Raw genomic sequence first — 15153 nt, 5'->3', positions numbered from 1 at the left:
CAGGCGTCATGAGCGAGGACGAGTACGGCGACCCGTCGCGGCTGCCCGCCGTCCGGGAGTACAACGTGGTCGACTCCGTGCCCGGGCTGGCCCGCGTCGCCGGCGCCGCCGCCCTGCACACCGCGGAGTGGGGCCTGCGCACCACGGCCAGGAGCTGGTTCCGCGTCGGCAAGGCGGTCACGGACCGCAACGAGGCGGCCTCGCTGGTCCACGACGTCGGGCAGTACGTCGGCACCGTCGGCGACCTCGCCCGTCAGGTCGCGGACGGTACGCCAGTCGCGAAGGCACTCCTCAACGCCGGCGAGGCACTCGGCGCGGTCTCCGACCGTCCGGTGGCCGTCAACGGTGAGGTCCTGGCCAACCGGCCGCAGACGCTGCGTGAACGGGGCGAGGACCTGCTGCACCGCTCGCGCGACGTGTGGAGCACCGACGACCGGCACCCCGCCTTCGACCGGATCCTCGACGAGCTCGCGCCCGACGAGGGGCGGATCCTGCTCCTCCTGCTGCGCGGCGGCCCCCAACCCAGTGTCGACATCCGCACCGGTGGACTGACCGGGATGGTCAGCAGCCAGCTCATCGCGCCGGGGCTCCAGATGATCGGCCCCCGTGCCGGGGTGCGCTACCTCGAGCACGTGCCGTCCTACCTGCACAACCTCTTCCGACTCGGGCTGGTCTGGTTCTCCCGGGAGCCCGTGACCGACCACCAGGAGTACCAGGTGTTGGAGGCGCAGCCGGACGTGCTCGACGCCCTGCACTCGGTCAAGTTCGCCAAGGTCGTGCGCCGCAGCCTCCACCTGACGCCGTTCGGCGAGGAGTTCTGCCGACTGGCCCTGGTCGACGCCGAGGAGGCCGCGAGCGACCTGCCCGAGCACGCCGCGCCGCCGGATGCGGACGGCAAGGACCGACCCCGCCCCTGACCTGCAGAAATCGATGTCTCTCGACACCGAGAATTCACTGCACGTGACGCTTATCCGGTGTTAATCTCTATGCCCGACTCGGGCGCCGGGGTTGTCCCCCACGGGATCAAGCCGGTGGCTGTGCCGTTGCCATGACGACCTACTCGTACTGGGGGACACAAGGTGTTGCGATCGAGGCGTGCTTCGCGGGCCGTGAGGATGCTCGTCTCGGGCGCCCTGATGGTGAGCGTGGCGCTCGTCGCCGTGCCCGCGCTGGCCACCGAGCAGGGTCCGACCACCGTGACCTTCAACGGCACGACCGGCACGACCACCGAGACCATGCCCTCGGGGCTGACGGTCAACTCCAGTTTCGCCGAGACCGGCGGCGGCATCGACGTCGCCGGTGGCGTGACGATGTCGGCCAAGAACGCGACCAACGCCCTCTACACGCCCGACCTCGACCTCAACGAGTCCGCGACCGACCTGGACATCTCCGCCAGTGACGGCTTCGGTGGCAGCAACTGCACGGCACCGGCCTTCAACGGTGCGGTGACGACGTGCACCAACCGGGGGACGATGCAGGTCAACTTCGGTCAACCGGTCCGCAACCCGGTCCTCCACCTCACCGGTCTCGGTGGCTGGAGCGGCAACGGCAACCGACGGGTCGCGGCCACTGCGGTCCTGCGCCTCACCGGCGGTCCGCAGTTCGGAGCCGTGCAGCCGGGCAGCACCAACCTGGTCTCCACGGGCGACACGGTCGAGACCGTCAACGCCCTCGCGGGTTCGGTCTGCAACACCGGCAACAATCCGAACGGCGGGAGCACGGCGGGGTGCGGCTCGGTCGTCGTCCCCGGCACGTTCACGTCCCTGTCGCTGCGCCTGGACGTCAAGCTCCACTGTTCGCGCGGCTTCGGTCAGGACTGCCAGGACGCGATCGACACCAGCAACCTCGTCGACGAGATCCACTACACCTGGACCACCGGCCAGGACTTCGGCGACGCCCCGACCAGCTACCAGGGCCCGGTGGCCCCGCAGCACACCGTCGGTGACCTGCAGCTGGGCGCCTTGGTCGACATCGACGACGCCGACACCGACGGCGTCAACACGACCACCTCGCCGTACGCCGTGGCCGCGGGCTCCTCGGCCAACCTCCCGGCCGGTGACGGCGCCGACGAGGATGCCTTCCTCGGTGGCCTGCCCTCCATCACCCAGGGCAGCGCCTACAGCCTCACCGTCCCGATCTCGGGAGCGAGCAAGGCCGGCACGGTGGCCGGCTGGATCGACACCAACCGCAACGGCAGCTTCGACGCAGGCGAACGCGCCTCGGCGAACTTCGCCGCCGGTGCGACCTCTGTGCAGCTCAACTGGCCGGCCACGGCCACGGCAGGCGCGAGCCCGGGGGCGACCTATGCCCGGTTCCGGACCTCCTACGTCGGGAGCCAGGTCACCAGCCCGACCGGCCGCGCCACCTCCGGTGAGGTCGAGGACTACAGCGTCCAGATCGTCCCCGAGGCGCCCGCGATGACGCTCACCAAGACCGCGGGCACCGTGCAGGACACCAACAACGACGGGATCGTCTCGGCCGGCGACCGGCTGCCCTACACCTTCACCGTGCGCAACACGGGCAACGTCCCGCTGACCGGGCTGACCGTCACCGACAACAAGATCGCCTCGGTCACCTGTGCCAACCCGACCGTCGCGGTGGGTGGGTCCACGACCTGCACCGGCACCTACACGCTGACCCAGGCCGACATCACCGCCGGCCAGGTCGACAACACCGCGACCGCACGGGCGACCTCCAGCGGTGGCGCGACCGTCCAAGCCCAGGGCAGCGTCAGCAAGCCGCTGGAGCAGACCCCCCGGATCCGCGTGGTCAAGAGCGCGGGCACCTTCAACGACGCCAACGGCAACAACCGACCGGACGCGGGCGAGACGCTGCCGTACTCCTTCGAGGTGACCAACACCGGCAACGTGCCGCTCACCTCGGTCGGCGTCACCGACCCCAAGACCGGTCCGGTCTCCTGCCCGGCGAGCCCCGCCACGCTCAACCCGGGCCAGTCGAAGACCTGTTCGGCGACCTACACGCTGACCCAGGCCGACATCAACGGCGGCGCGGTCGACAACACCGCGACGGCGACCGGCACCCCGCCCTCCGGTGACCCGGTGACCGGCACCGACACCGTCTCCTCGCCCCTGACGCGCGCCAACTCCCTGGCGATGACCAAGGAGGTCGTCCCGGGCTTCCCCCAGGACACCAACGGCAACGGCATCACTGACGCCGGCGACACGATCCGCTGGCGCTTCCAGGTGACCAACACCGGCAACACGACGCTCACCAACCTCGCCATCAACGACCCGAAGGCGGGGACGACGACCTGCGCGGCGACCACCCTCGCTCCCGGCGCCTCGACCACCTGCACGTCCGGCGACGTCACGATCACCGCCAGCGACTACCCGACGCTGACCAACACCGCGACCGCCCGTGCACGGAACCCGCAGAACACGCTGATCACCTCGCCCTCCTCGAGCACCAGCACCGACCTCACCCGGCCGAACCCGACGCTCAGCCTGGACAAGCAGGCCGGTACGCCGACCGACGCCAACGGGTCCGGGCTGACCGACGCCGGCGACACCATCGACTACACCTTCGTGGTCGAGAACACCGGCAACGTGCCGATCGCGAGCGTGGAGATCAACGACGCGACCATCGGCGACGTCGCCTGCCCCGCGACGTCGCTGGCGCCGGGCGAGGACACCACCTGTACGGCGACGTACACCATCACCACCGCCGACGAGGACGACGGCGCCGTCCAGAACACCGCCACCGCCTCGGGCTCGGCCAACGGGACCGAGGTCACCTCCAACACCGACACCACCTCGACCCCGGTGCAGACACCGGACCCCGAACTGACCATCACCAAGTCGCAGTCGGCCCCCGACGACGTCAACGGCTCCGGGCTGACCGACGCCGGTGACACCATCACCTACGACTTCGAGATCGAGAACACCGGCAACGTCCCGGTCTCCGCGATCACCGTCGACGACCCCAAGCTCGCGCCGACCACGATCACCTGCGACCCGACCACCCTGGCGCCGGGCGAGACGACCACCAGCTGCACGAGCGTCGTCTACACGATCACCGAGAACGACCAGGCCAGCGGCCGCGTGGTCAACACCGCCACCGCACGCGGCACCGCGCCCAGCGGCGCCCAGGTCAACTCCGCGCCGTCCGCGGTCACCACGCCGGTGCAGACCCCGGCCCCGGCGCTGGAGCTGGAGAAGGAGGCCGGGACCCCGGTCGACGAGGACGGCAGCGGCGACGTCGGCACCGGCGACACGATCCCCTACACGTTCACCATCACCAACGCCGGCAACGTCCCGCTGGCCGGTGTCGAGGTCGACGACCCGAAGATCGGTCCGGTCGACGACTGCACGCCGGCCACGCCCGCAGACCTTGCTGTCGGCGCGACCATCGAGTGCACGGCGGACTACACGATCACCGCCCAGGACCAGGGTGACGGCGCGGTGGTCAACAACGCGACCGCGACGGGCATCGACCCCGACGGAGGCGATGTCGAGTCCGACGTGGCGCAGACGATCACCCCGGTCAGCGAGGCCAATCCGTCCCTGGTGATCGACAAGCAGGCCGGGGACCCCGTCGACGTCAACCAGAACGGCATCATCGACGCTGGCGACACCATCCCCTACACCTTCGTGGTGAGCAACAACGGCAACACCACCGTCGACCAGGTCGGTGTCGTCGACGACCGCGTCGCCACCGTGGACTGCGACGTGACGACCCTCGCGCCCGGTGAGGACACCACCTGCGAGGCGAGCTACACCATCGTCGTGGCCGACCAGACCGCGGGCGAGGTCGTCAACACCGCGAGTGCCGAGGGTCAGGACACCGTCGGTGGCGGCGAGGTGACCTCGCCCGAGGACAGCACCACCACGACGCCGGTGGACGCTCCCGCACCCCGGCTCCGCCTCGACAAGCGGGCCGCCGCCCCGATCGACGCCAACGGCGACGGCATCACCGACGCCGGTGACACGATCAGCTACACCTTCGAGGTCACCAACACGGGCAACACCATCATCAACGACGTCGCCGTGGCCGACCCCAAGGTCGGGCCCGTGACCTGTGACCCGACCAGTCTGGCGCCCGGGGCGAGCGTGGTCTGCACCGCGGCGCCGTACACGATCACGGCCGCGGACGAGACCAGCGGAGCGGTGGACAACCAGGCCCGGGCGACCGGACTGTCCGGCTCGGGCGACGACCCCGCCGGCACCACGGTCCAGTCCGCCCCGGACACCACCTCCACCCCGACGACCGCCCCGGAGCCGGTCATCGACCTCGACAAGCGGGTGGCCGCCCCGGTCGACGCCAACAACGACGGGATCACCGACGCCGGTGACACGGTCAGCTACTCCTTCGTGGTCACCAACACCGGCAACGTGCCGCTGGGCGACGTCACGCTGACCGACCCCAAGCTGGGTGCGGTGACCTGTGCGGCCACCAGCCTCGCCGTCGACGCCCGGACCACGTGTACGCCGGTCACCAACCCGTACACGATCACCGCCGCCGACCAGGCGAACGGCTCGGTCGACAACGACGCCGAGGTCGCGGGCACCTCGCCCACCGGCCAGACCGTCACCGACGGGGACTCCACCTCCACCCCGACGCAGGCCCCGGCGCCGGCCCTGTCGCTGCAGAAGAGCATCGCCTCCTACAGCGACGTCAACAACGACGGCCTCGCCGACACCGGCGACACGCTGACCTACAACTTCACGGTCCGCAACACCGGCAACGTGCCGCTGGACGAGATCGCCGTCGCCGACCCGACGCTGGCCGGCGCGACGCCGGCCGCGACGATCTCCTGCCCGGTGACCACGCTCGCGCCCGGCGCCACCACGACCTGCACCTCGACCGCGTACACGATCACCGACGACGACGTCGCCGCGGGCAGCGTGGACAACACCGCGACCCCGTCCGGCACGCGTCGCGACAACGGTGCGACCGTCACCGGAACGCCGGGCGACAACAGCTACCCGACCACCGCCCCGGCCCCCGCGATCACCCTGGACAAGCAGGCTGCCGAGCCCACCGACGTCAACGACAGCGGACTGGTCGACGCCGGCGACACGATCTCCTACACCTTCCTGGTGCGGAACTCCGGCAACGTGCCGCTCGACGACGTCAGCGTCGACGACAACCACGTCGACACCGTCACCTGCCCCGGCAGCCCGGTCACCCTCGCGGCCGGCGCAGCGGTGACCTGCACCGCCACCTACACCGTGACCGAGGACGACGAGGCCGCCGGCTCGGTGCCCAACACCGCCACGGCCACCGGCACGCCGCGCAGTGACGACCCGGCACCCGAGGCCACCGACGCCACCTCGACCACGGTGGACCAGCCCGCTCCGTCGCTGGTACTCACCAAGCGCGCCGGCACGCCGACCGACCAGAACGGGGACGACCTGGTCAACGCCGGTGACACGATCCGCTACACCTTCAACGTGCGCAACAACGGCAACGTGCCGTTGGACGCGGTGACCATCAACGACGCCAAGATCACCGGCGACATCACCTGTGACGCCACCACGCTGGCCCCCGGCACCGCCACCACGTGTGCGACGACGTACACCATCACCGCCGACGACGAGGCGCTCGGCACGGTCGACAACACCGCGACCGCGAGCGCGGCCGACCCCGACGCCGACCCGGTGACCTCGGCCCCGAGCGGCACCTCCACGCCGGTGACCGTCGCCCAGCCCGGCATCGAGATCCTCAAGCGCGCCGAGACGCCCACCGACGTCAACGACTCCGGCCTCACCGACGCCGGTGACACGATCCAGTACTCCTTCACCGTGGAGAACAACGGCAACGTGGTCCTGACCGACGTTGCAGTCGACGACGACCTCGTCGGGCCGGTCACCTGCCTGAGCGAGAGCATCGAGCCCGGCGGCAGCACCGAGTGCGCCGCGGACGACGTCTACACCGTCACCGAGGCCGACGAGACCGAGGGCACCGTCGAGAACACCGCGACGGCTACCGGCCTCCCGCCCGACGGCGAGGCGATCACCTCCGCGCCCGACGGCACCTCCACCCCGGTGCAGACCCCGGCGCCCGAGCTGTCGCTGGACAAGCAGGCCGGTACGCCGGTCGACACCAACGGTGACGGCCTCACCGACGCCGGCGACCGGATCAGCTACACCTTCGTGGTGACCAACACCGGCAACGTGCCGGTGACGGCGCTGCGGATCGTGGACGCCAAGGTCGGTCCGACCACCTGTGCGGACCAGACGCTGGGCGTGGACGAGCAGACCACCTGCACCACCAACACGCCCTACACCATCACCACGGCCGACCAGAGCGCCGGCGCGGTGCAGAACGTCGCCGAGGCGCGGGCCAACGACCCCGACGGCGACGGCGTGGTCTCCAACTCCGACACCACCTCGACCCCGGTGCGGACCCCCGCGCCGCGGCTGACCATCGACAAGAGCGCGGACGCGCCGGTCGACGTGAACGGTGACGACATCACCGACGCGGGCGACACCATCATCTTCCGGTTCGTCGTGACCAACACCGGTGACGTGCCGGTGCGCAACCTGGTCGTCATCGACCCGAAGGTCGGCCTGACCAGCTGCGAGGTCTCCGAGCTCGCGGTGGGCGAGTCCACCACCTGCGCGACGCGGCAGCCCTACGAGATCACCACCGACGACCAGGCCGCCGGCACGGTGCAGAACTCCGCGACCGCGCGGGCCGTCGACCTCCAGGACACCCGGGTGGTCTCCGCGCCCGACACCACCTCCACCCCGGTGGAGGCGCCGGCCCCGGCGATCGAGCTGGACAAGGAGGCCGCCCCGGCGGTCGACGAGAACGGCGACGGGATCATCGACCGCGGCGACACGATCCTCTACACCTTCCAGGTGACCAACGCGGGCAACGTCGCCCTCGACGACATCCGCATCGACGACGACCTCGTCCCCGGCGTCACGTGTGAGCAGACCTCGCTCGAGCCCGGTGCGTCCACGACCTGTACCGCGGACGACGACTACGTCATCACCCAGGCCGACACCGTCCGGGGCCAGGTCGTCAACACCGCGACCGCGGCCGGTGACGCCCGCAGCGGCGGGACCGTCACCTCCGAGGACGACAGCACCGAGACCCCGGTGGAGCAGGCCCTGCCCGCGCTGGAGATCGAGAAGACCGCCGGCGAGCCGATCGACAACAACGACAGCGGCATCACCGACGTCGGTGACGGCATCCCCTACACCTTCGTCGTCTCCAACCCGGGCAACGTGCCGATCGACGTCATCGGCGTCATCGACGAGACCGTCGGCACCATCAGCTGCGACATCGAGATCCTGCAGCCGGGTGGGTCCACGAACTGTGCCACCGACGAGCCCTACCTGATCACCGAGGACGACCTCCCGGACGGTTCGACGTCGGGCACCATCAACAACACCGCGACGGCGATCGGCCAGGACCCCTACGACAACCCAGTGGAGTCCGACCCCGACACGACCTCCACGCCGATCACGGCCAGCAGCCCCGCACTGGTCATCGACAAGGAGGCCGCCGAGCCGGTCGACGTCAACGGCGACGGGATCACCGACCGCGGTGACACCGTCGAGTACACCTTCACGGTGTCCAACACCGGCAACGTGCCCGTGACCCTCGACCCCGCCAGCCAGTACGGCATCGTCGACGACCTGGTCACCATCGAGGCCGCCGACTGCGACGTCTCGGCGCTGGACGACCAGAACCGACTGGCCGTGGGTGACGCGATCGAGTGCACCGCGGTCTACACCATCACCGCCGAGGACGAGGCGGCCGGCGAGGCGGTCAACACGGCGTACGCCGTCGGCGAGAGCCCGGACGGTGAGGAGGTGCGCTCGCCCACCGACGCGACCACCACCGCACCCGTCGACGCCCCGTCCGCCGCGCTGAGCCTCACCAAGACCGCCGGTACGCCGGTCGACGTCAACAGCGACGGTCTCATCGACGCCGGTGACACCGTGCGCTACACCTTCCGGCTCCAGAACACCGGCAACGTGCCGGTCCGGGAGATCACCGTCGACGACCCGATGCTCGGCGAGGTCACCTGCACGCCCGACGTCAACACCACCGCCGGGCTGGCGGCCGGCGCGGTCGCCACCTGCAGCGCGCCGGTCTACACGATCACCGAGGACGACCAGGGCGGCACGCTGACCAACACGGCGACCGCCTCGGGCACCGATGACTACGACCAGCCGGTGAGCGACGTCGACGACGCCTCGATCGTGGTCGAGACGCCGCGTCCGTCCCTGGCCTTCACCAAGACCGCCGGTACGCCGACCGACGTCAACGACGACGGCCTGGTCGATGCCGGCGACACCATCCGCTACCGGTTCAACGTGACCAATGACGGCAACGTGCCGCTGGACCTGCTCAACGTGCTCGACCCGCTGGTCGGCCCCGTCAGCTGCATCCTGGACAACCTCGAGCCCGGGGAGAGCACCTTCTGCCGTGCCGACCTCCTCTACACGATCACCGCCGAGGACGAGGCCGCCGGCACGGTGGAGAACACCGCCCGCGCCCAGGCCGTGGACGGCTACGACGACACGATCGTGTCCAACCCGGCCTCCACCTCGACCGCGGTCGCGACGCCCGAGCCGGCGCTGACCCTGGTCAAGGAGGCCGCGACCCCGGAGGACGTCAACGAGAGCGGCCTCACCGACGCCGGTGACACCGTCGCCTACACCTTCACCGTCACCAACTCCGGCAACGTCCCCGTGGACGGCGTCGCCATCGTCGACGACCGGATCAGCGGCGCGACGTGTGAGGAGACCACGCTGGCGCCGGACGAGTCGACGGTGTGCGAGGCCGACGAGCCGTACGTGATCACCGAGGCCGACGAGGCCGAGGGCGCGGCGGAGAACGTCGCGACCGCGGCCGGCGTCGACCGTGACGGTGACGAGGTCACCTCCAACGAGGGCAGCACCCGGACGCCAGTCCAGACGCCGAACCCCCAGCTGCTCCTGGACAAGCGCGCCGCCGACCCGGTGGACGTCAACGGGTCGGGGATCACCGACGCCGGCGACACGATCGCCTACACCTTCACCGTCACCAACAACGGCAACGTGCCCATCACCGACGTCGCCATCGAGGACGAGACCGTCGGCGTGGTCACCTGTGACCCGACCACCCTCGCCCCGGGCGAGGAGGCCGAGTGCGCGGCGGAGGAGACCTACGTCATCTCCGGCACCGACCAGGGACTCGGCGAGGTCCGCAACACCGCGATCGCCACCGGGCTCGACCCCGACGACGACGAGACGACCTCGCTGCCCGACAGCACGGTGACCCCGGTGACCACCCCGGCGCCGTCGCTCACCCTGGACAAGCAGGCGGCCGACCCGGTCGACGTCAACAACGACGGCCTGACCGCTGCCGGTGACACGATCGCCTACACCTTCACCGTCACCAACAACGGCAACGTGCCCATCACCGGGCTCAGCATCGACGACCCGGTCGCGGGCGCCGTCACCTGTGACCAGACCTCGCTCGAGGTGGGCGAGGACACCAGTTGCGCCGCGGACGCGCCGTACGTGATCACCGACGCGGACGAGACCGCCGGCGAGGTCCTCAACACCGCGGTCGCGGCCGGTCTGGACCCCGACGACAACGACGTCGAGAGCACCGAGGCGCAGACCCGCACCCCGGTCGACGTCCCGGCGCCGTCGCTGTCGCTGGACAAGCAGGCCGCCGAGCCGGTCGACGTCAACGGAAGCGGGCTGACCGACGCCGGCGACACGATCGTCTACACCTTCACCGTCACCAACAACGGCAACGTCCCGCTCCGGGCCGTCGCCGTGGACGACCCGAAGGTCGGTGACGTCGCCTGCGACGTCACCCAGCTCGACCCGGGTGAGGACACCACGTGCCAGACCGTCGTGCCCTACACGGTCACCAGCGGCGACGTGGACAACGGATCGGTCGACAACGTCGCCACGGTCGCCGGACTGACCAATGACGACGAGGAGGTCGTCTCGGACCCGTCGCGGACCTCGACGCCGACGACGACGCCGGAGCCGTCGCTGACCCTGGACAAGCAGGCGGGTACGCCCACCGACGTCAACGGGTCCGGCATCACCGATGCCGGCGACACCGTGGCCTTCACCTTCGTGGTCGGCAACAGCGGCAACGTGCCGGTGCGTTCGATCGAGATCCTCGACCCCAGCGTCGGCGCGGTCACCTGTGACGCGACCACGTTGGCCCCGACCGAGGAGACGACCTGCCGCACCGACGAGCCCTACGAGCTGACCGAGGCGGACGAGGAGAACGGCTCCTTCGACAACACCGCCCGCGCCAGCGGACTCGACCCGGACGACGGCACGGTGCTCTCCGAGCCCGACTCCACGACCACGCCGGTCGACACGCCTGCCCCGAGCCTGTCGCTGGACAAGCAGGCGGGGACGCCCACCGACGTCAACGACGACGGTCTCGTCGACGCGGGTGACACGATCGTCTACACCTTCTCGGTGACCAACACCGGCAACGTCCCCGTCCAGGGCCTGGTGATCGGCGACGACATGCTCGCCGCGGCCGACCCGGCCGTCACCATCACCTGTGAGGCGACGACCCTCGGGCCCAACGAGGACACGACGTGCACGGCGACGGCGTACGAGATCACCGACGCCGACACGCTGGCCGGCCAGGTGGTGAACTCGGCGACGGCGTTCGGCACCGACCCCGACGGCGGCGACGTGGCGTCGAACGAGGACGGCACCACCACTGCGGTGCAGCGCTCCGAGCCGGAGCTGAGCATCGAGAAGCGCGCCGGCAACCCCGTCGACGAGAACGACTCCGGGATCACCGACATCGGTGACACGATCCAGTTCAGCTTCGAGGTCACCAACACCGGCAACGTCCCGGTGAGTGGGATCGCGGTGGCGGACGACATGCTCTCCGCGCTCGACCCCGCGATCGACATCACCTGTCCCGAGACGACGCTCGCGCCGAACGCGGCCACGCTGTGCACCGCTGACACGCCGTACGAGATCACCAGCGACGACACCGACACCGGCGTCGTGGAGAACAGCGCCGCCGCGACGGGCACCGACCCCGACGGCGGATCGGTGACCTCCGACCCGGACCAGACGGTGACGCCGGTGACCGCCCAGGCGCCCGCGCTCACGCTGGACAAGCAGGCCGCGGACCCGGTCGACGAGAACAACGACGGGATCATCGCCCGCGGCGACACCATCCAATACACCTTCCGGGTGACCAACGAGGGCAACGTCCCGCTGCGCAACGTGCGCATCGACGACGACGTGCTCTCGGGTGCCAGCCCCGCCGTCGCGGTGACGTGCCCGGCGGGCGTGCTGCCGGTCGGTGAGTCCCTGGAGTGCACCGCGGACGCGCCGTACGTGATCACCGAGGCCGACCAGACGGCGGGCGAGGTGCTCAACACGGCGACGGCGCTCGCCACCGACCCCGACGACGCCGACGCGGAGTCCCAGGAGGACACGACCACCACGCCGGTCGACACCCCCGTCACCGAGCTGGTGCTGGACAAGCAGGTCGCCGAGCCGGTCGACGAGAACAACGACGGGCTGACCGACGCCGGTGACACGCTGGCCTTCACCTTCGTGGTGACCAACGAGTCCAACGTGCCGCTGACCGGGGTCGGCGTCACCGACGACACCGTCGGCGACGTCACCTGCCCGCGCGACGAGCTCGGCCCGGGCGAGTCGATGACCTGCTCGGCGGAGACCTACACGATCACCGGAGGCGACGAGTCCGCCGGAGCCGTGCAGAACACCGCGCGGGCCAGCGGCCTCGACGGGTACGGCGACACCGTGGACGCCGTGGAGGACTCGACCTCGACGCCGGTGCAGACCCCGGCGCCGGCGCTGGGCCTGACCAAGACCGCCGGCGACCCGGTCGACGTCAACGACGACGGCATCATCGATCGCGGTGACACCGTCGACTACACCTACGTCGTCACCAACGAGGGCAACGTGCCCGTCGACGGCGTCGCGGTGACCGACGACCGGATCGCGGACGTGACCTGCGACCGCGACACGCTCGAGGTCGGCCAGTCGGCGACGTGCTCGGGCACCTACACCTTCGAGCCCGACGACGAGGGGACGACCGTCACCAACGTCGCGACGGCCGCCGGTGTGGACCGTGACGGCGAGGACGTGGAGTCGAACGAGGACACCGCGGACGTCGGCGTCGACGAGCCGCAGCCCGCGCTGAGCCTGGACAAGCAGGCCGCCGAGCCGGTCGAGGCCACCGGGGACGACTTCATCGGCGCCGGTGACACCATCGACTACACCTTCACCGTCACCAACACCGGCAACGTGCCGGTGGACGAGGTCACCATCGACGACGAGTTGGTCGGTCCGGTCGCCTGCGACCCGACCACGCTCGGGGTGGGCGACGTCGCCGAGTGCAGCGCGACGTACAGCATCACCCAGGACGACGTCGAGGGCGGCACGGCCGACAACGTCGCGACCGCCGTGGCCGAGGGACCGTTCGACACTCCGGTGGAGTCCAACGCCGACCAGACCTCGACGCCGATCGAGGCGGTGCCCGCCCTGGTGCTGGAGAAGGTCGCGGAGCTGCAGGACGCCAACGGCAACGAGGTCGCCGACGTGGGTGAGGTCATCGACTACACCTTCACGCTGACCAACACCGGCAACCGGGGGCTGACCGAGCTCGCGGTGGACGACCCGAAGGTGGGTGCGGTCACCTGCGAGGCCACCGAGCTCGCACCGGGCGACGACACGACCTGCGCCCCCGACGTCGCCTACGAAGTGACCCAGGCCGACGTCGACAACGGGTCGGTCGACAACGTGGCGACCGCGACCGGACTGACGGGCGACGACGACACCGTCAGCTCCGAGCAGGCAGCCACCTCGACGCCCGTGCCCGAGGCGGCCCCGGAGCTCACGCTCGACAAGCAGGCCGGTGCGCCGGACGACGTGAACGACAACGGCATCACCGACGCCGGTGACACCGTCGACTTCACCTTCACCGTGACCAACACCGGCAACGTGACGATCGACTCGATCGCCATCGACGACCCGAGCGTGGGGGCCGTCAGCTGTGACGACGCCACCCTGGCGCCGGGTGACGACACGACCTGCCGCACCGACGCGCCGTACGAGCTCACCGCCGCCGACGAGGAGAACGGCAGCTTCGAGAACACAGCGAGCGCCACCGGTGTCGACCCCGACGAGGCGCCGGTGCGGTCGGCAACCGACTCGACGACCACGCCGGTGGAGGCACCGGACCCGAGCCTGTCGCTGGAGAAGGTCGGCGAACTGCAGGACGCCAACGACAACGGCATCGCCGACGTGGGTGAGGTCATCGCCTACACCTTCACGGTGACCAACACCGGCAACCTGGCACTGGCGCAGGTCGAGGTGCAGGACCCGAAGGTGGGTGCGGTCACCTGCGAGGCCACCGAGCTCGCACCGGGCGACGACACGACCTGCGCCCCGAACGTCGCCTACGAAGTGACCCAGGCCGACGTCGACAACAGGTCCGTGGACAACGTCGCGACCGCCCTGGGCGTGGCGTCGGTCGACGGCACCCCGGTCGAGGTCTCCGACGAGGACGAGGTCTCGACCCCGACCCGCGCCGAGCCGGGGATCGCGCTGGAGAAGACCGCCGAGCTGCGCGACGAGGACGGCGACGACCTCGCCGACGCCGGTGAGCAGGTCGAGTTCTCCTTCGCGGTCACCAACACCGGGTCGGTCACCCTGACCGATGTCGGCGTCGACGACCCGATGTTGAGCGCCGCCGGGGTCGACGTCACCTGCCCCGACGGCGACCTGACGCCCGGGGAGACGGTCACCTGCACGGCGACGTACGTCGCCACGGCCGCCGATGCGCAGGCCGGCGAGATCCTCAACACGGCCACCGCGACCGCGATGTACGACGGGGAGGCAGTCGGCAGCGTCGACGACACCGCGGCGGTCGAGGCCGACGTGCCCGAGGAGCCGGGACCGGGCGGTCCGGACGGCACCGGTGACGCCGGGGACTCCGGAGACACCCAGTCCGGTGCCGAGGAGGGCGACGGTGGCGGCCTGCTGCCCGACACCGGCGGTCCCGCCGCGCTGATCGGCCTGGTCGGACTGCTGCTCGTCGGACTCGGCGGGTTGCTGCTGGTGGCCCGACGCCGGACGGACCGGTCCTGACCGCCAGCACCCTCGGTCCCATGTGTCACCCTGATCGCGAACGTCACACCAGCCAAGGAGT

Annotated in this window: 2 protein-coding genes; both read left to right on the top strand. The window is 70.6% G+C overall.

Going from position 1 to position 15153, the window contains the following annotated elements:
• Positions 1-8: 8 nt before the first annotated feature.
• Positions 9-917, top strand: a complete 909-nt coding sequence (locus KUV85_RS11300; RefSeq protein WP_219959995.1) for an Abi-alpha family protein — start codon at positions 9-11, stop codon at positions 915-917.
• Between the two features lie 198 nt (positions 918-1115).
• A complete protein-coding gene (locus KUV85_RS11295) occupies positions 1116-15092 on the top strand; it encodes a DUF7507 domain-containing protein (RefSeq protein ID WP_237690283.1) in 13977 nt (4658 codons plus the stop codon).
• Positions 15093-15153: the final 61 nt, after the last annotated feature.

Source organism: Nocardioides panacisoli, assembly GCF_019448235.1.
Lineage (GTDB): Bacteria > Actinomycetota > Actinomycetes > Propionibacteriales > Nocardioidaceae > Nocardioides > Nocardioides panacisoli_A.
The sequence above is the reverse complement of the archived record's forward strand: the minus strand, read 5'-3'. Positions and strand labels throughout refer to the sequence as shown.

Coding starts and splice junctions, on each gene's coding strand:
- KUV85_RS11300 (WP_219959995.1), top strand. CDS start 9: ATGAGCGAGGACGAGTACGGCGACCCGTCGCGGCTGCCCGCCGTCCGG.
- KUV85_RS11295 (WP_237690283.1), top strand. CDS start 1,116: ATGCTCGTCTCGGGCGCCCTGATGGTGAGCGTGGCGCTCGTCGCCGTG.